Here is an 18798-nt window from a genome sequence, read left to right on the forward strand (position 1 = left end):
CATGCCGCACTTCATCCGCAATCTGGATCCAACGTCATGAACCACCGCACGATCGGCCGCACCGGTGTCCGCGTTTCGCAGCTGTGCTTCGGCACGATGTCGTTCGGCTCCTATTCCGACGCCGACGCATCGAAGGCCATGTTCGCGCGCTGCCGCGAGGCCGGCATCAATTTCTTCGACTGCGCGAACTCCTACGCAGGCGGCCGGTCGGAAACGATCCTCGGCGCCTGCATCGCCGAAACGAAGTCGCGCGACGACATCGTGCTGGTGTCGAAGGTCTGCCGCCCGATGGGGCCGGGCGTGAACGATCGCGGCCTCTCGCGTCATCACATCATGCGCGAGGTGGAGCAGAGCCTGCGCCGGCTGCAGACCGACCGCATCGACTTCTACTTCATGCACCACTACGACCCGCTGACGCCGGTCGAGGAATCGCTGCGCGCGTTCGACGACCTGCAGCGGCAGGGCAAGATCCTCTACCCGGCGGTCAGCAACTGGGCCGCCTGGCGCATCGCCAAGGCGCTGGGCATCTCGGAGCGCGAATCACTGGCGCGCTTCGAGCTGGTCCAGCCGATGTACAACCTGGTCAAGCGCCAGGCCGAAGTCGAGCTGTTTCCGCTGGCCGAGTCGGAGCAGCTGGGTGTGATCGTCTACAGCCCGCTCGCCAGTGGTCTGCTGACCGGCCTGTACGGCGTGGATCGCAAGCCCGAAACCGGCCGCCTCAACGAGGCGCGTTACTCGCAGCGCTATGCCGACCGCATGAACTACGAAGTGGCCGACCGCTTCACCGCGTTCGCGGCCGAGCACGGCGTCCATCCGCCTTCGCTGGCAGTGGCCTGGGCGATGTCGCACCCGGCCGTGACCGCGCCGATCATCGGCGCCGAAACCGTCGAACAGCTCGACGGCTATCTCGGCGCGCTGGACATCGACCTGACGCCCGAGCTGCGCCAGCAGATCTCCGATCTTTCGTTCGTGCCCGATGTCGGCACCGAACGCACCGTCGACTGACCCGGCGTTCCTCCCCCCTTCGCCGGTCCGCCGGCGACGCCGTACTGCTCTGAAGGAGTTCCCATGCACAAGACCCACCTGCTCATCGACAACCAGGACGTCGCGACCGACGACTATCTCGAAGTCCGCGATCCCGGCCGCACCGCCGACATCGTCGGCCTGCTCGCACAGGGCACCGCTGCGCATGTCGACCAGGCCGTGCAGGCTGCGCATCGCGCGTACGCGGGCTGGCGCGACACGCCGCTGTCGCAGCGCCAGGCGCTGCTGACGCAGGCCGCCGATCTGCTCGCGGCCGAAGGCCCGGGCGTGGCCGAACTGATGGCGCGCGAGTCCGGCATGCTGGTGCCGACCAACAAGGCCGAAGCCGGCATGTCGGCCGCGATCATCCGCGACAACGTCGATCTCGCCACGGAATTCCTGAAGCCGCTGCAGGTCGAGGACGAGGCCAGCTGGGTCAGCGTCGAGAAGCGCTCGATCGGCGTGATCGCCGGCATCATTCCGTGGAACGCGCCGATCATCCTGACCATGCGCAAGCTCGCGCCCGCGCTGGTCTGCGGCAACACGCTGGTCCTCAAGCCCGCGCCGACGGCAGCCCTCGGCCTGTCGGCGCTGCTGAAGAAGATCGCCGCGCTGTTCCCGCCCGGCGTCATCAACGTCGTGCACGGCGGCGCCGAGGTCGGCACGGCGCTGACCACGCATCCGCTGGTGCGCAAGGTGTCGTTCACCGGTGGTGGCGCAGTCGCGAAGGCGATCATGAAAGCCGCAGCGGACAGCATCAAGGGCGTGCAGTTCGAACTCGGCGGCAACGATCCAGCGATCGTGCTGGCCGATGCCAACCTCGACGACGTGATCCCGAAGATCGTCGGCGGCGTGTTCCGGCGCTCGGGCCAGTTCTGCTTCGCGGTCAAGCGGATCTACGTACAGCGGCCGATCTACGACGCGTTCTTCGAGAAGTTCATCGCCGAGGTCGACAGGTTCAAGGTCGGGCACCCCCTCGCCGAGGGCGCGACCTTCGGCCCGGTCAACAACCGCGCCCAGTTCGAGTATCTGCAGGGTCTGGCCGAGCGCACCCGCGCCGCCGGCGCCGAGCTGATCGAACTGGGCAGCAAGCTCGACGCCAGCACCTGGGACGACGGCTACTACCTGCTGCCGGCCGTGGTGAAGCACGCGGCGCCGGATCTTGAGGTCGTGGTCAACGAGCAGTTCGGTCCGATCATTCCGATCGTCGCCTTCGACGATGTGGAAGAGGCCATCCGTCTCGCCAACGACAGCGAGCTGGGTCTGGCGTCCAGTGTCTGGTCGCGCGATGCGGATCAGGCCGTCGCGATCGCCAGTCGCATCGAGGCCGGCATGACCTTCATCAACAACGCCGGCACGTCGCGCATCGGCCAGAAGAACAGTCCGTTCGGCGGCGTGAAGCAGAGCGGCATCGGCCGCGAGAGTTCGGAAGTGGGCCTGTCCGAATACGTGGAGTACCACGCCATCAACTTCCACAAGTGAGCGGGCCGGTCGCAGGAGACACACCCATGCATATCCCCACGCTTCAACTGCTGATCGACAACCAGGATGTCGAGACCAGCGACTATCTCGAGGTCCGCGATCCGGGCCGCTTCGCCGATGTCGTCGGCCGCGCTGCGCAGGCCGATGCGAACCATGTCGATCTCGCCGTGCAGGCCGCGCATCGCGCGTTTCCGGGCTGGGCGGCGACCCCGTTGGAATCGCGCATCGAGCGCGTGCTCGCGGTCGCCGATCTGCTCGAATCGATGGTCGACGAACTGGTGCCGATCGTCGTTGCCGAGTCCGGCCTGCTGCCGCAGGAAATCCGCATGGAGATCGCCGGCTCCGCATTCGCCACCCGCGACAATGTCGATGCCGCCCGCGTGTTCCTGCAGGTCAAACGCGTCGAGGACGACACCAGCTGGGTGACGGTCGAGAAGAAGCCGGTCGGCGTGATCGCGGGCTTCGTGCCGTGGAACGCGCCGATCGTGCTGATGATCCGCAAGCTCGCGCCCGCACTGGTCTGCGGCAACACCATCGTCATCAAGACACCGCCGACCACGCCGCTCGGCGTGGGCACGCTGCTCAAGCGCGCGGCCGCACTGTTCCCGCCGGGCGTCATCAACGTGCTGCACGGTGGCAGCGACACCGGCTCGGCGCTGGTCGCGCATCCGCTGGTGCGCAAGATCTCGTTCACCGGCGGCGGCAAGGCGGCGACGGCGATCATGAAAAGTGCCGCCGATACCATCAAGAGCGTGCAGTTCGAGCTGGGCGGCAACGATCCGGCGATCGTGCTCGACGACATGGATCTCGATGCGCAGATGCCGACCCTGGTCGCCGGAACCTTCCATCGTTCGGGTCAGTTCTGCTTCGCGGTCAAGCGCATCTACGTCCCGCGCGCGATCTACGACACCTTCTTCGAGAAGTTCAGCGCGCAGGTCGCGAAGTTCCGCATCGGCCATCCGCTCGATCCGCGCACCACGTTCGGTCCGGTCAACAACGCGGCGCAGTACCGCTACGTGCAGGACCTCGTGGCCCGGGCGAAGGACAGCAGTGCGACGGTCGTGGAACTCGGCGAACCGGTCGATCCCGACACCTGGCAGGACGGTTACTACCTGCGCCCGGTGCTGGTGAAGCATCCGACGCCGGACCAGGAAATCGTCACCTGCGAACAGTTCGGCCCCGTCGTGCCGGTGATCCCGTACGACAGCGAGGACGACGTCATCGCGATGGCCAACGACAGCGAGTACGGCCTGGGCTCCAGCATCTGGAGCACGAATTTCGAGCGTGCGGTCGGCATGGCGCGGCGCATCGAAGCGGGCATGACCTACATCAACAAGAACGCGCAGTCGCGCCTCGGGCGTCGCTACATGCCGTTCGGCGGTGTGAAGCAGAGCGGCATCGGCACGGAGAACGGCGAACTCGGCCTGGCCGATTACGTCGAGTACCACGCGATCAACTTCCACACATGAACCAGCTGACCCGTCCCGTGATCGAGACCGCCCCGGGAGGCGGTGATTCGGGTGCGATGCGTCGCGAGGAGCACGCCGTGAGTCGTCATCAACTGCTGCAGGGCAAGACCGCCATCGTGACCGGCGCCGCATCGGGGCTCGGCCATGCCATCGCCGCGCTATTCCACGACCAGGGCGCGCGCGTGATCGTCGCCGATCTCAACGGCGAGGCCGCGGAGGCAGTGGCCGCGACGCTCGGCGGGGATGCGCATGCGGTGCAGGCCGATGTCGCCTCGGAAGCCAGCATCCGCGCGCTGGTGGACGCCACGGTGTCGCGCTTCGGTGCGATCGACGTGCTGGTGAACTGCGCCGGCGTGCCGCAGGTCTACACCGCGATCGAGGATCTGGACGAGCGCCACTGGGACCGCATCCTCGGCGTCAATGCCAAGTCGATCTTCCTGGCCTGCAAGCACGTCGTGCCGCACATGAAACAGGCGGGCGGCGGCACGATCGTCAACATCGGTTCCATCGTCGGCGTGCGTCCCAAGCCGGGCCAGAACGCCTATTGCGCGTCCAAGGCCGCGACGATCGCGCTCAGCCAGTCGCTCGCGCTGGAGCTGGCGTCGAGCCACATCCGGGTCAACGTCATCAATCCGGGCGCGGCGGAAACGCCGATGCTCGGCGGCTTCCTGGACCCGGCCAAGACCTCGCTGGAAGACGCCAAGAAGTTGTTCGCCGGGAATATCCCGATGGGCTCGCTGATCCAGCCCGACGACATCGCCGAAGCGGCGCTCTATCTCGCCTCGTCGCTGTCGAAGCAGGTCACCGGACTGGTGATGAACGTGGACGGCGGGCGCGGCGTCTGAGGTGACCGCAGTATCGCCGGACGCATCCGACGATGCTGACGGACCGCATCGGGCTCAGTGCCCGGCAGCGGGACGCGCCCCCGGCTTGTCGTGCACGCCGAGCCGTTCGACCAGTGTCGCGCTCGCGGCATTGAGGCCGAGCACCTCGACGTCGACGCCGCGTGCGCGCAGCTTCATCACCACGGAATCGAGAGCGCCGATCGCGCTGAGATCCCAGAAGTGCGCGTGTGTCAGATCGATCACGACGCGCGGGACCGGTTCCAGCAGATCGAAGGCATCGCCGAACGCGTTGGCAGACGCGAAGAACACCTGGCCGCGCACGGTGTAGCGACGCGTGCCATCGGCGTCGAGCACGTCCTCGACATCGAGCAACCGGCCGACGCGCCGGGCGAAGAACAGCGCCGACAGCAGCACGCCGGTCAGCACGCCCTTGGCGAGATCGTGCGTGGCCACGGTCACGACGACGGTGCTGAGCATCACGACGCTCGATCCGGGCGGATGCCGGCGCAGGTCCCGCAGCGACTGCCAGCTGAAGGTGCCGATCGACACCATGATCATCACCGCGACCAGTGCGGCCATCGGAATCATGCCGACCCACGGCCCGGCGAACACCACCAGGGCCAGCAGCACGGTGCCGGCGACCAGCGACGACAGCCGCCCGCGGCCACCGGATTTCACGTTGATCACCGACTGGCCGATCATCGCGCAGCCGGCCATGCCGCCGAGGAAACCGGTGGCGATGTTGGCCGCGCCCTGGCCCACGCATTCGCGGTGCTTGTCGCTGGGCGTGTCGGTCATGTCGTCGACGATGCGCGCGGTCAGCAGTGATTCGAGCAGGCCGACCACCGCGAGCGTCGCCGACACCGGCAGCACGATACGCAGCGTCTCCAGCGTCCACGGCACGTCGGGCAGCAGGAACACCGGCAGGCTGTCGGGCAGCGCGCCCATGTCGGACACGGTGCGCACGTCGATGCCCATTGCGGCGACGAGCACCGTCATCGCGACGATCGCGACCAGCGGCGACGGCACCGCGCGGGTGAGGCGCGGCAGGCCGTAGATGATCGCCAGCGCCGCCGCGCACAGTGCGTACACCGTCCACGGCATGCCGATCAGCTCCGGCAGCTGCGCGGCGAAGATCAGGATCGCCAGCGCGTTGACGAAACCGGTGATCACCGAGCGCGACACGAAGCGCATCAGCGATGCGAGTTTGAGCACGCCGGCGAGGATCTGGAACGCGCCGGCGAGCAGGGTCGCGACCAGCAGGTACTGCAGGCCGTGATCCCGCACCAGCGTGACCATCACCAGCGCCATCGCGCCGGTGGCGGCGGAGATCATCGCGGGTCGGCCGCCGACGATCGCGGTGACCACGGCCATCGAGAACGAGGCGTAGAGACCCACGCGTGGATCGACGCCGGCGATGATCGAGAACGCGATCGCTTCGGGAATCAGTGCGAGCGCGACGACGAGTCCGGCGAGCACGTCGCCGCGGATGTTGCCGAGCCATTGCTGGCGCAGCGGAATCTTGGAATGCATGGAAAAGCCCTGACGGGGCCGGACACGCAGCGGTGTCCGGCAGGATGACGGTGCATGGGATAGCGCGGCGTCGCCCGATGGGCGGCGCGGAAGCGGCGGCTATGGTGGCGTGGTCGTCATCGAAGGGCAGGGGCGGGTGACGCGAAGGCGCGCAGTCTAGCGCAGGCGGGCGGCGCTCAGTCCTCGCCGATGTCCTCGTTCCAGACGTCCGGGTGCGCGGCGATGAAGCCGCCGAGCAGGTCCACGCACTCCTGGCTCTGCATGTCGATCACCTCGACGCCGGCCTCGCGCAGCCAGTCGATGCCGCCCTGGAAGGTCTGCGACTCGCCGACGACGACGGTGCCGATGCCGAACTGGCGCACGAGGCCACTGCAGTACCAGCACGGCGCGAGTGTGGTGACCATGATCGTGTCGCGATAGGAGCGCTGACGCCCGGCCTTGCGGAAGGCATCGGTCTCGCCGTGGATCGACGGGTCGCTTTCCTGCACGCGGCGGTTGTGGCCGCAGCCGAGCAGGCGGCCGTCCTGGTGATACAGCGCCGCGCCGATCGGGATGCCGCCTTCGGCGAGGCCCTGCCGGGCTTCGGCGATGGCGGTGTCGAGCAGGGCGCGGTAGTCGGGCGTGGCGATCATGCAGGCGGTCATCGGAACATCGGGCCCGCGAGTCTGCCTGTCGCGCCCGTCGCGGTCGAGCGTGAGACGCCGCGGCAACTTCTTAACGAGCGCGTGGCAGAATCCGTGGCCCCCAAAAGCGCGATGCAAGAACACCTATGGAATGGCTGTCCGACCCCACGATCTGGATGGGGCTGGCGACCCTGGTAGTCCTCGAGATCATTCTCGGCATCGACAACCTGGTGTTCATCGCGATTCTCGCCGACAAGCTGCCGCCGGAGCAGCGCGACAAGGCCCGTGTGATCGGCCTGTCGCTGGCATTGCTGATGCGGCTGGTGTTGCTGGCGCTGGTGGCGTGGATCGCGGGCCTGATCACGCCATTGTTCACGGTCTGGGGCAACGACTTCTCCGGGCGCGATCTGATCCTGCTGGTCGGCGGCGTGTTCCTGCTGTTCAAGGCGACGATGGAGCTGCACGAGCGGCTCGAGGGCCAGCAGAGCCAGACGAGCACCAAGCGCGTCTACGCCTCGTTCGGTGTCGTGCTGACCCAGATCGTCGTGCTCGACGCGGTGTTCTCGCTCGACTCGGTGATCACCGCGGTCGGCATGGTCGAGCACCTCGGCGTGATGTACGCGGCGGTCACCATCGCGATGGCGGTGATGCTGCTCGCCAGCAAGCCGCTGACGAACTTCGTCAACAAGCATCCGACCGTCGTCGTGCTGTGCCTGGGCTTCCTGCTGATGATCGGCTTCAGCCTGGTCGCCGAAGGCCTGGGCTTCAAGATTCCGAAGGGCTATTTGTACGCGGCGATCGCGTTCTCGATCCTGGTGGAAGCCTTCAACCAGTGGTCGCGTTTCAATCGCGAGCGGCACGCGCAGCAGCTGCCGTTCCGCCAGCGCACCGCCGATGCGGTGTTGCGACTGCTCGGCACGCGCCCGACCGCGCACGTCGAGGACGGTGCGATCGAGGTGCCGCAAGGCGAGGGCGAGGAACGGCTCGAAGCCGCCGAACACGACATGATCCGCAGCGTGCTCACCCTTGCCGAGCGCCCGGTGTCGAGCGTGATGACGGTGCGCAGCGACATCGAGTGGATCGACGCGACGCGCGGCATCGAGCACGCGACTGCGCGCCTGATCGAATCGCCGCATACGCGCCTGCTGGTCTGCGACGGCGAACTCGACCAGATGCTGGGCATCGTGCAGAGCGGTGATCTGCTGTCGAGCGTGCTGCAGGGGCGCGCGCTGAACGTCACCGATTTCGTGCGCGAACCGCTGGTCGTGCCGGAGGGCACGTCGACGCTGCGCGTGCTGGAGCAGATCCGCGCGCATCCGATTCCGCTGGCGGTGGTCGTCGACGAATACGGCAGCCTGGAAGGCATGGTCACCGCGAACGATCTGCTGGCGACGATCGCCGGCGATCTGGTCGACACCCAGGACGCCGACTACGCGGCGAGCCGCGGCGACGACGGCATCTGGCTGGTCGACGGCTCGATGTCGCTGCAGGATCTGGAGCAGACGACGGGCATCGTGCTGCCGCGCGAGGCGACCTACGTCACCCTGTCGGGCCTGGTGCTGCACCTGCTCGACCGCATGCCGGTCGAGGGCGACACCGTGACCGTGGGCGCCTGGCAGCTGCAGGTCGAATCGCTGGAACGGCGCCGCGTGGGCAAGCTGCGGATCGCGCCGGTCGCGGATGAGGGATAATCGGGCCATGAGCGACGAATCCAGCAAGCCCGGCACCACCCATTTCGGTTTCCGCGACGTCCCCACCGGGGAGAAGCAGAAGCTGGTCGGCGAGGTGTTCTCCTCGGTCGCAGGCAACTACGACCTGATGAACGACCTGATGAGCCTCGGCATCCACCGGGTGTGGAAGCGCTACTTCGCCGCGACCGCGCAGGTGCGCACCGGCGACCGCGTGCTCGATCTGGCCGGCGGCACCGGCGACATCGCCGCGCTGCTCAAACCCCGTGTCGGCGACTCCGGCGAGCTGGTGCTCGGCGACATCAATGCGTCGATGCTGCGCGTCGGCCGCGACCGCATGACCGACCGCGGCAACGTGCGCGGCTTCGAGTACGTGCAGTGCAATGCCGAGACGCTGCCGTTCCCGGATGCCAGCTTCGATCTGGTGACGATCGCCTTCGGCCTGCGCAACGTGACCGACAAGGACGCCGCGCTGCGCGAGATGCTGCGCGTGCTGAAAGTTGGCGGCCAGGCGCGCGTGCTGGAGTTCTCGGAAGTGAAGGCGGACTGGTTCAAGCCGATCTACGACTTCCATTCCTTCCAGATCATGCCGCGGCTGGGCAAGCTGTTCGCGCGCGACAGCGACAGCTACCAGTACCTGTCGGAGTCGATCCGCAAGCATCCGCCGCAGGACGCACTCAAGGGCATGATGGAAACGGCCGGTTTCGCGCGCTGCAGGTACCGCAATCTGAGCGGCGGCATCGTCGCGATCCACGACGGTTACAAGGCCTGATGTCGTAGCCCCGCTTCTCGGGCAGAAGCTGCTGCATCTCGTTGACCGTCGCCCCAGCTGTCGCCGGGGCGACGGCGGCATTGCGATTGCTGCGATGCCGGGGTGCGGTCCCGATTTCAGCGGGATCGCAAACGCCTTTTCAGTCTGCCGAAGTTCCCCCATCCGCCGGCGACGCCGCCGCCAGTGCGCGCCATTGCGGCATCAGGTGCAGGGCACCGACGCGCTGCAGATAGTCGTGATCGACTTCGGTGCCGTTGACCAGCGCCGAGGCCACGTGCACCGCGCCGGTGATCCAGAACGCGCCCGACATGCGGGTCGGATGCTGGTGATAGGCAACGGCTTCGACGATCGGTGTCGGCAGTCCCCACAGGCCCAGCAGATACGCGCCGGCGATGCTGGGCGGCACGTCGCCGAGACTGTCGGGCGGCAGCAGACGGCCGACGTCGGCGAGCAGGCCCGCGGTCGCGGCCACGCCGGCGCCGCTGCCGGGCAGGATCTGGCCGGCCAGCCACGACGTGCGCAATGCGCGCTCGCGCATGCTGTCCATGTCCGGACCGGAGGCGAAGACTTCGCTGGCCAGCACCAGCCGGCGCAGCGCGTCCTGGCCCAGGCGCACGACCGCGGTGCGCAGGTCGCCGATCTCGCGGCCGATCGCGTAGTACGCGGAATTGCTCAGGCGCAGCACGCGCGCGGCCAGTGCCGGATCCTGGGCGATGATCGCGGTGATCGCATGCGTGCCGGCATCGGGATCGCGCAGCAGGCGGGTCAGCGCGAGGTACTGCTTCGGCGCCGACGGCAATGCACCGATGCGTTCGATCGCGCGCTTGAGCTGTGCGTCGTCGAGCAGGTGCTGCAGGTCGAGCACGCCCTTGACCGCGTCGATGACGGTCTGCGCGTCCAGCGGTTCGGGCAGCACGCGATGCGCATGCTCGAGCGCATCGACCGCGCGCGCGTTGTCGCCGGCCTCCATCAGCACGACGCGCACCGCGTGCGGGTGGCGCACGCGCACTTCGTCGAGCAGCAGGCGGCAGCGGCTCCAGCCGCTGTCGGCGGTGCACACCAGGGCATCGGGATCGAGATCGGCGGCCGAACCGGTCGCACCGTCGCCGAGCGGCAACCAGCTGACCCGCCAGTCCAGACCGCGCGTGGCGATCTCCGCCTGCAGGCGTTCGACCTCGTCACCGCGCTCCCACGCTACGACCAGATGCACGGTGACTCCTTGCGCGATGGGAAGAGGCGGGATGATAGCAACGCGTCGCGTCCGCGCTCAGCCGGATGCGGCATCCAGCGGCAGCTGCAGCACGATGCGCGTGCCCGAGGGCGATGACGTTTCGTCGAACCGCAGTCGCGCCAGCGCCGCGCGCTCGCGCATCGCCGTGCGACCGAAGCCCGGCGCGGCGGCGAGATCGTGGCCGCGGCCGTCGTCGGCGATCGACAGGACGAGCACGTCGTCCTGCCGGAACAGATCGAGCCGCACGCAGCGCGCGCCGGCGTGGCGCAGCGCGTTGGCCAGTGCTTCCTGCGCGATGCGGTAGGCGGCGATCTCGGCGCCCGGCAGCGCGCGTGGCAGCGCGACATCGGCGTCGAAGCGCACGTCCACTTCGCCGCGCGGCACGCCGTCGGCGAGTCCCTGCAGCGCGGCCGGCAGGCCGTGGCTCGCGAGCGCCGGTGGATGCAGGCCGTGCGATACCGCGCGCACGCGCGCCAGTGCCGCCTCGGCGAGCACGACGACGTCGTCGGCGAGGGTTTCGCGCGGGTCATCGCCCAGCGCCTGCGACAACGTGCGTGCGCTCATGCGCAGTGCGCTGAGGATCTGGCCGAGGTCGTCGTGCAGATCGCGGGCGAGCGCGCGCCGTTCGGCGTCGATGCGGTCCATCCAGTCGGGCGCGCGCTGCGTCATGAGGTCATTCGATCCTGGCGATGGTCGCGCGTCGGCGTTCGTAGCCGGCCAGCCATTGGCCGAAGTCGGCCAGCGGCAGCGCCTGCGAGTAGTAGAAACCCTGCACCTCGTCGCAGCCGAGCTTGCGCAGGAAATCCGCCTGCGGCGCCGATTCCACGCCTTCGGCGGTGACCTGCATGTCGAAGTTGCGCGCAATCAGCAGGATCGAGCGCACGATCGCCGCGTCGCCGCGATCGTCCATCACGTCGCGCACGAAGCTGCGATCGATCTTGACCCGGTCGACGGCGAGGTGATGCAGCATCGACAGCGAGGCGTAACCGGTGCCGAAGTCGTCGTAGGCGGCCTTGACGCCACGCTGGCGCAGCGCCTGCAGCGTCGCGGCGGCGGCGCCGTCGTCGCGCAGCGCGATGGTCTCGGTGAGTTCGAGTTCCAGCGACGATGGCGGCAGGCCGCTGCCGCGCAGCGCCGAATCGACCTCGTGCAGGAAATCCTCGTGGCCGAACTGCGACGGAAACAGGTTCACGCTGACCGTCATCGCGTGGCCGTCGACCTTGGGCCACGTGGCCGCGTCGCGGCAGGCGCGGTCGAGAATCCACCAGCCCACGGTCGCGGCGATGCCGCTCATCGCCAGCGCTTCGATGAAGCTCACCGGCATCAGCAGGCCGCGCTCGGGATGGCGCCAGCGCAGCAGCGCTTCGGCGCCGGTCGGGCGGCCGGTCTCCAGATCGATCTGCGGCTGGTAGTGCAGTTCGAATTCCTGCTCGCTGGCGGCGCGTCGCAGTTCCAGGTCGAGCCGGCGGCGGTCGATCGCCTCGGTGCGCATGCTCGGCTCGAAGCGGCGCAGCATCTGCCCGCGGCTGCGCTTGGCGTAGTGCATCGCGAGCTGCGCGCGCGCGACCAGTTCCAGACTGTCGGTCGCGCCGTCGTCGTCGGGCGTGCCGGGAATCAGCGGTCCGGGACTGGCGTCGTCGTCGGCCGCATCGAGCAGCACGCCGACACAGGCGTCGAGATGCACGCGGTGCATGTCGACTTCGCAGGGCTGGGCGAGGTCGAGCAGGATCGCGTTGAGCAACGCTTCGGTCGCGCGCGGCTTCTGCCCGTTGACCGACAGCGCGATCGCGAACTCGTCGCCGTCCAGGCGCGCCAGGAACGCGTCGACCGGCAAGCGCGCGAGCAGGCGCGCGGCGACGACCTGCAGCATGGTGTCGGCCATGCCCGGACCCAGCGTCACGCTGATGGAGCGGAAGTTGTCGAGCCCGAGCACCGCGACCGCGGTCGGCACCTGCTCGGCGCGGCGCGTATCGAGCGCACGCAGCAGGCCGGCGCGGTTCGGCAGGCCGGTCAGCGGGTCTTCTTCGGCACGGGTCGCGTCGAGCAGGGCCTCGACGTAGTCGGACATCGCTTCGTCGTTGGGCGGTGTACTCATGCCGCTTCGACGACCACGTCGGGCACCGCCGCGGCGATGCGCGTGTGCAGCCACGCCAGCGCGTCGCGGTAGGCCTCGGCGCCGCGGCCGGTGAGCGGCGCGTTGCCGGCGATGCTGCGCGCATCGCGCAGACGGGTGTCGACCGGAATCGCGTTCGACCACACCAGGCCTTCGTAGCCCGCGTACAGATGTTCGAGACTCTGGCGGCCGCTGCCGGTGCGGCCGTCGTAGAGCGTCGGCAGGATCGCGCGCACCAGCGGCCGCTTGCGCGAACGCTCGACCATGTCGGCGGTGCGCAGCATGTCGGCCAGGCCGTGCAGCGCCAGCGGATCGGTCTGGGTCGGTACGACGAGGCAGTCCGCGGCGGCCAGCGCATTGACCATCAGCAGGCTCAGCGTCGGCGGGCAGTCCAGCAGCACGTGGTCGTAGAGGGCCGACACGCCGGCAAGCGCGCGCTGCAGCGCCATGCCCAGGCCCGGCTGGGTCGCACTGCGACGCTCCAGCGTGGCCAGCGCCGGCTGCGCGGCGACCAGACGCAGACGTTCGATGGCGGTGGTGCGCGACAGGCCGTCGAGCGACGGCGTCTGCGCGACGAAGACTTCGTGGGTGCCGATCGGCGGCGGCTGGCGCGGCACGCCGAAGGCGCGGGTCATCGAGGCGTGCGGATCGAGATCGACCACCAGTACGCGCGCGTCCCCGGCGAGGTTGCGCGCCAGGCACAGCGTGGTCGTCGTCTTGCCGACGCCGCCCTTCTGGTTCGCGATAGCCCACACCCGCACGTCAGTACGCCCCTGCCGCGGGATCGGCGGCGTCGGTCGGCGCGGCGGCCACCGCGACCGTGGCCGCGGACTGCGGCACGGCGTCGGGCCCCTGCGGCGCGGCGAGGATCACGAGCATGACGCGGCGATTGGCATTGCGACCTTCCACGGTCGCATTGTCCGCGATCGGCTGGAATTCGCCATAGCCCACCACGCCCAGTCGCGGCTGGGCGATGCCCTCGGCCGCGAGGATGTGGACGACGCTGGCCGCGCGTGCGGTCGACAGTTCCCAGTTCGACGGGAACGCGGCCGTGCGGATCGGCTGGTCGTCGGTGTAGCCCTCCACGCGCATCGCATTGGGCACGTCGCGCAGCACCGCGGCGACCTTGCGGATCGTGGCGCTCGCAGTCGTGCTGGGCGCGGCGACGCCGCTGGAGAACAGGATGTCGCTCTGGATCTCGACTTCCAGATAGTTGTGTCCGCGGCGCAGCGTGACCAGGTTCTTCTGCACCAGATCCGACAGCGCGGCCTGCAGGTCGCGGCCCAGCGAGACCAGCTCGCCTTCGCCCTCGCGCTCGCCACGGCCGGTGCCGTCGAACTGGCCGCCCTGGGCCTGCGATTGGGGACCGGTCGCGTAGCGCGGCATGTCGATGGCCTGCTGCAGACGCTGCTGGATCATCGAACTCGCCGGCGCCGGGCCGTTCTTGGCGGCGGCGGTCATCAGCGACGGCCGGTCGTAGGACGAGCCCAGGCGCTGGGTCTTGCCCAGCTGCAGCGGGCTCATCGAGCGCGGCGGTCCACCGAAGGCCGCGTTGAGCGAGTCGGAGACCGCGCGGTACTTGCCTTCGTTGACCGAGGAGATCGCGTACATGACCACGAAGAACGCGAGCAGCAGCGTCACCAGGTCGCCGTAGGGGATGGCCCAGGCTTCATGGTTGGCGTGTTCTTCGTGGACGTGCTTCCTGGCCATGGGTCAGTGCACGTAGCCGGCCAGGCGCGATTCGATGTTGCGCGGGTTCTCGCCCTGGGCGATCGCGATCAGCCCCTCGACGATCATCTCGCGTTCTTCGGTCTGCGCATTGATCAGCGCCTTGAGCTTGTTGGCCATCGGCAGCAAAAACAGGTTGGCCGCGCCGATGCCGTAGATCGTCGCGGTGAACGCCGCGGCGATACCGCCACCGAGCTTGCTCGGATCGGCGAGGTTCTTCATCACCGCGATCAAGCCCAGCACCGCGCCGATGATGCCCAGCGTGGGCGCGTAGATGCCCATGCCCTCGAACACCTTGGCCGCGGCCAGGTCGCCCTGGCTCTGGTGGTGCATGTCGGTTTCGAGCACGGCGCGGATCGAATCGGGCGCGATGCCGTCGACGACCATCTGCAGGCCCTTCCTGGTGAACGCGTCCTGCTGCTCGGCGACCTGCGACTCCAGGCCCAGCAGACCCTGCTTGCGCGCGGTGTTGGCCCACTCGACGAGGCTGGCGAGAATCGCCGCGCGGTCCTGGGACGGCGGCTTGAACACCCATTTCGTGATCTTCATGGCCCGCTTGAAGGTCACCAGACTGGTCTGCAGCAGGATCGAGGCGACGGTGCCGCAGATCACGATGACGAACGCGGCCGGCGACCACAGGCTGGACAGACCCGCACCTTTCAGCACGCTGCCGATCAGCAGCGCGACGAGCGCGAGGATCACACCGATGACGCTGAGCTTGTCCATGGAGTCGTTAACGGTCGCGTTGGGGATTTCTGAAGAGGGGATATGCACACGGGCACGCCCCGGCATCGGGCCTCCGGGGCGACGGATTTCCGTCGGCGGGGGTCACGGGGAGAGGGGATGCAAGAGACGGGCCGCGGGGCGGATCACGCGCGGCGGATGGATCCAGCCTGCGTCCGCAAGCGGCGGGACGGCGTCGGTCCGCTCAAGCTTTGAGGTCGAGCCGGGAACAAGGACTGACGTCCTCACACCCTCACGCGTCATCGGCTGACGGCAAACTCAGTCGCGCCCGTCGTCGAACCTGTCCGGATCCCGCTTCCAGTCCGACAGGCGGGCGCGCAGGCGGACCATGGCCTGGCCGTGGATCTGCGACACGCGCGATTCGCTGACCGACAGCACGGCGCCGATCTCGCGCAGGTTGAGTTCCTGCTCGTAGTACAGCGACAGCACCAGCGCTTCGCGTTCGGGCAGGCCTTCGATGGCCTCGACCAGGGCGGCGCGGAAGGCGTCGTCCTCGAACGCGCGTGCGGGGCTGGCCGAATCGCGGACCGCGAGGCGGGCCTCGCCGTCGTGTTCTTCCAGATGCGCGTCGAAGCTGGTCAGCTGGCCGCGGGCGGCGTCCTCGACCAGACGGTGGTACTCGTCGAGGGTGATCTCCATGTGCGCGGCGATCTGTGCCGGCACCGCGCTGCGGCCGGTCTCCTGCTCGACGCTGCGCACGGCGGCGATCATGTCGCGATAGCCGCGGTGCACCGAACGCGGCGTCCAGTCGCCGCGCCGCATCTCGTCGATCATCGCGCCGCGGATGCGGATCGATGCATAGGTCTCGAAGGTCGCACCGGGATCGGACTGGTAGTTCCGCGCCGCGTCGATCAGGCCCAGCATGCCGGCCTGCACGAGGTCCTCGATCTCGACGCTGGGCGGCAGCCGCGCGGCGAGGTGGTGGGCGATGCGGCGCACCAGCTCGCCATGACGCTCGACGATGTCCGCCGGCGAGCCGGTCTGGGTCGCGCGGTAGCAGGCGGTGGCGGTGGCGTTCATGCGGGCAGGCCTCCGGTGGACTGGGCGCCCGAGGCGACCAGCCGGTCGACGAAGAATTCGACATGGCCGCGCGCGACCGCCGGCGACTGCCAGCTGCGTGCGCGACGGGCGATCCCGCGATAGGCGACCGCTGACGGCGCCGACGGGAACGCGTCGACGACGGCTTCCTGCCGCTGCACGGCGCGGCGCAGCCACTCGTCGCGCGGGATTGAACCCAGATGGTTGAGGGTGACGTCGAGGAAACGCGCGGTCACCCGCTGCAGCTTCTCGAACAGCGCCGGGCCCTCGCTCGCGTCCTGCACCTGGTTGCACAGCACCTGCACGCGCTGCACGCCGCGGTCGCGGTTGAGCACCTTGATCAGCGCATAGGCGTCGGTGATCGATGCGGGTTCGTCGCAGACCACGACGATCACGTCCTGCGCGGCCTGGCAGAACGTCAGCACGCCATCGGCGATGCCGGCGGCGTTGTCGACGATCATCGTGTCGATCGAACGGTCGAGTTCGGAGAACGCGTGCACCAGGCCCACGTGTTCCTGCGGGGAGAGCTGCGCCATGTGCTGCTTGCCGGAGGCGGCCGGCACCACCATGAGCCCGTTCGGGCCTTCGAGGATGGTGTCGGCGAGCTCGCAGCGGCCGGCGAACACGTCGGCCAGGGTGAAGCGCGGCGACAGGCCCAGCATCACGTCGACGTTGGCCAGGCCCAGATCGGTGTCGAGCAGCAGCGTGCGCTGGCCGGCGTTGACCATCGCCGCGGCGAGGTTCACCGAGGTCGTGGTCTTGCCGACGCCGCCCTTGCCGCTGGCGACGGCGATCACGCGGGGTGCGGCGGTAGCGGGTGCGGCATCAGACGGCATGACGGGTCTCGAACGCATCGGTGGCGGCGGTGTCGGCGACGGGTGCGTGGCGGCCGGCAGCCATCGCCTGGGCGATGCGCAGGCGGTTGCCCGATTCGATGTCGGCATCGGCGTTCTGGCCGTCGGCGGTGTAGGCGATCGGCAGCCCGTTGCGCACGGTGACCGACAGCGCCGAACCCAGATAGCCGGTCTCGTCGAGCTTGGTCAGGATCAGGCCTTCCGGCGAACACGGCCGGTAGCGGCGGATGACCTCGTGCATGTCCTGCGGATTGCCGTTGGCCGACAGCACCAGCAGGCTGCGGACCTTGCGCGCGGTGCGCAGCCACAGGATCTGGTTGAACAGGGCGCGATCGTTGGGCGCGTAGCCGGTCGTGTCGACCAGCACCAGCGGATAGTCGGCCAGCTGGGTCAGCGCCTGCTGCAGGCCGGACATGCCGCGCGCTTCGCAAACGGTGATGCCGAGCTTGCGGCCGTGCGCCTGCAGCTGCTCGTGCGCGCCGGGACGTTCGCAATCGGTGGTGATCAGGGCGACGTCGCGAGCGCGATGGCGGGCGGCGAACCGTGCGGCCAGCTTGGCCGCGGTGGTGGTCTTGCCGGCGCCGGTCGGACCGACGAGCGCGATCACGCCGCCGTCGTCGATCGGCTCGCAGGCGCTGACCTCGAGCGTGCGCGCCAGCGCGTCGAGCATCGGGCCCTGGATCGCATCGACCGGCAGCGCCGGATCGAGCTGGGCGGCGACCGACTGCGCCAGCGCGTCTTCGCAACCGAACGCACGCAGCGCATCGAACGCGGCGGCGCGCGCCGGCGAACCGCGCAGACGCTCGCGCTCGAACTGCGCCATCTGGGTTTCCATCAGCTGGCGCATGCGCGCCATCTCGTCGCGCATCGCGGTGATCGCGGGCGCTTCGAGTTCCGGCGCCGGCACCAGCGACAGCGCCGGTGCGGTGGCGACCGCGGGACGTGGGGCTTCGAAAGGCGCTTCGATTGCAACGGATTCTTCGATCGCCATCGGCTGCGGCGTCTGCGGCATGCGCGTGGTCAGCATCGCCGCGAACGACGGCGCCTCGTCGGCGATGAGCGCATCGAGTGCATGGGTGTCGTCCGCGCGCAGTTCGGCGTTGGCGGCGGCGAAGGTCGCGCGCGTCGGCGAGGCCGGCTGCAGCGGCAGGCTGCGCGCGACCTGCGCCACGGCGGCGGCCGGGCGGATCGCCGAAGTGAGTTCGGCCAGCGTGGGGCCGTCGCTGTCCTTGAGGCGGGCACGCGCGCGGTCACGCAGTGCGGCGGTGTCGGCGGGTGCGGCGACGGGTGCGGCAATCGGCGCGTCGACAGGCGCAGGCTGACGGCCGTGTCCCAGCGCCGCGGCGAACGCGGCGGCGGGATCGACGATGGTGCGTTCGAACACGGTGCGCGCAGGCGCGACCGGCGCGGGTGCCACGACAGGCGCTGCAGGCGTCGGGATTCCGGCATCGGCGACCGGCGTCTCGTCGGCTTCGGCTGCGCGCAGCACACGGGCCAGCGCGGCCTCGTCGTAGCCCAGGGAGGCGACCACCTCGATGCCCTCGGCGACGCCGCGGGTCGACAGGATCACCGCATCGGGGCCCAGCGCTTCGCGGATCTTCCGCAGCGCGGTGCGCATGTCCGGGGCGATGAAACTCTTGATCTTCATGGTCCTC

At 69.0% G+C, this 18798-nt stretch carries 17 protein-coding genes; 6 read left to right on the forward strand and 11 right to left on the reverse strand.

Annotated elements, in window-relative coordinates:
• The first annotated feature begins 36 nt into the window (after positions 1-36).
• From V3391_RS15135 to V3391_RS15150, 4 genes are all read left to right on the forward strand, one after another.
• Positions 37-1005 carry an aldo/keto reductase gene (locus V3391_RS15135; protein ID WP_332079265.1) on the forward strand — a complete coding sequence of 323 codons (969 nt, stop codon included), beginning with the start codon at positions 37-39 and terminating at the stop codon, positions 1003-1005.
• Between the two features lie 63 nt (positions 1006-1068).
• Positions 1069-2505 carry an aldehyde dehydrogenase family protein gene (locus V3391_RS15140; protein ID WP_332079266.1) on the forward strand — a complete coding sequence of 479 codons (1437 nt, stop codon included), beginning with the start codon at positions 1069-1071 and terminating at the stop codon, positions 2503-2505.
• 26 nt (positions 2506-2531) lie between these two features.
• Entirely contained in the window at positions 2532-3974 is a 1443-nt protein-coding gene (locus V3391_RS15145) for an aldehyde dehydrogenase family protein (RefSeq protein WP_332079267.1), read from the forward strand.
• A gap of 77 nt (positions 3975-4051) precedes the next feature.
• Positions 4052-4819 (forward strand): SDR family NAD(P)-dependent oxidoreductase, encoded by a 768-nt coding sequence (locus V3391_RS15150; RefSeq protein WP_332079268.1) that lies wholly within the window; start codon positions 4052-4054, stop codon positions 4817-4819.
• A gap of 54 nt (positions 4820-4873) precedes the next feature.
• Here V3391_RS15150 and V3391_RS15155 read toward each other — a convergent pair whose 3' ends face one another.
• Together V3391_RS15155 and V3391_RS15160 are read right to left on the reverse strand one after the other, a co-directional pair.
• Complete coding sequence (locus V3391_RS15155; protein ID WP_332079269.1) at positions 4874-6352, reverse strand: SulP family inorganic anion transporter; 1479 nt, start codon at positions 6350-6352, stop codon at positions 4874-4876.
• A gap of 176 nt (positions 6353-6528) precedes the next feature.
• Positions 6529-6984, reverse strand: coding sequence for a nucleoside deaminase (locus V3391_RS15160; RefSeq protein WP_332079701.1), 456 nt, complete (start codon positions 6982-6984; stop codon positions 6529-6531).
• Positions 6985-7121: 137 nt separating this feature from the next.
• Here V3391_RS15160 and V3391_RS15165 point away from each other — a divergent pair, with 137 nt between their 5' ends.
• Complete coding sequence (locus tag V3391_RS15165; protein WP_332079270.1) at positions 7122-8666, forward strand: TerC family protein; 1545 nt, start codon at positions 7122-7124, stop codon at positions 8664-8666.
• A 7-nt stretch (positions 8667-8673) separates the two neighbouring features.
• Positions 8674-9435 carry a bifunctional demethylmenaquinone methyltransferase/2-methoxy-6-polyprenyl-1,4-benzoquinol methylase UbiE gene (gene ubiE, locus V3391_RS15170; RefSeq protein ID WP_332079271.1) on the forward strand — a complete coding sequence of 254 codons (762 nt, stop codon included), beginning with the start codon at positions 8674-8676 and terminating at the stop codon, positions 9433-9435.
• Positions 9436-9574: 139 nt separating this feature from the next.
• Here the strand turns inward: ubiE and V3391_RS15175 are convergent, their stop codons facing one another.
• The 9 genes from V3391_RS15175 to flhF form a co-directional block, all read right to left on the reverse strand.
• Positions 9575-10645, reverse strand: coding sequence for an HDOD domain-containing protein (locus tag V3391_RS15175; RefSeq protein ID WP_332079272.1), 1071 nt, complete (start codon positions 10643-10645; stop codon positions 9575-9577).
• A 57-nt stretch (positions 10646-10702) separates the two neighbouring features.
• A complete protein-coding gene (locus V3391_RS15180; RefSeq protein WP_332079273.1) occupies positions 10703-11335 on the reverse strand; it encodes a sensor histidine kinase in 633 nt (210 codons plus the stop codon).
• 4 nt (positions 11336-11339) lie between these two features.
• Positions 11340-12761: a putative bifunctional diguanylate cyclase/phosphodiesterase gene (locus V3391_RS15185; protein ID WP_332079274.1), complete on the reverse strand. Its 1422-nt coding sequence runs from the start codon at positions 12759-12761 to the stop codon at positions 11340-11342.
• Entirely contained in the window at positions 12758-13540 is a 783-nt protein-coding gene (locus V3391_RS15190; protein WP_332079275.1) for a ParA family protein, read from the reverse strand. The genes V3391_RS15185 and V3391_RS15190 overlap by 4 nt, the downstream gene beginning before the upstream one ends.
• A 1-nt stretch (position 13541) precedes the next feature.
• Positions 13542-14489, reverse strand: a complete 948-nt coding sequence (gene motD / locus V3391_RS15195) for a flagellar motor protein MotD (protein WP_332079276.1) — start codon at positions 14487-14489, stop codon at positions 13542-13544.
• A 3-nt stretch (positions 14490-14492) separates the two neighbouring features.
• The gene (locus V3391_RS15200) at positions 14493-15233 is read right to left on the reverse strand and encodes a flagellar motor protein (protein WP_332079277.1); all 741 of its coding nucleotides are present in this window, start codon (positions 15231-15233) and stop codon (positions 14493-14495) included.
• A 276-nt stretch (positions 15234-15509) separates the two neighbouring features.
• The gene (locus V3391_RS15205; RefSeq protein ID WP_332079278.1) at positions 15510-16271 is read right to left on the reverse strand and encodes an RNA polymerase sigma factor FliA; all 762 of its coding nucleotides are present in this window, start codon (positions 16269-16271) and stop codon (positions 15510-15512) included.
• The gene (locus V3391_RS15210; protein ID WP_332079279.1) at positions 16268-17125 is read right to left on the reverse strand and encodes a MinD/ParA family protein; all 858 of its coding nucleotides are present in this window, start codon (positions 17123-17125) and stop codon (positions 16268-16270) included. The genes V3391_RS15205 and V3391_RS15210 overlap by 4 nt, the downstream gene beginning before the upstream one ends.
• On the reverse strand, positions 17115-18791 hold the full coding sequence (gene flhF, locus V3391_RS15215) for a flagellar biosynthesis GTPase FlhF (protein WP_332079280.1): 1677 nt from the start codon (positions 18789-18791) through the stop codon (positions 17115-17117). Before flhF ends, V3391_RS15210 begins: the two co-directional genes overlap by 11 nt.
• Positions 18792-18798 lie beyond the last annotated feature (7 nt).

This window comes from Luteimonas flava, assembly GCF_036584485.1.
GTDB classification, from domain to species: Bacteria; Pseudomonadota; Gammaproteobacteria; order Xanthomonadales; family Xanthomonadaceae; genus Luteimonas; species Luteimonas flava.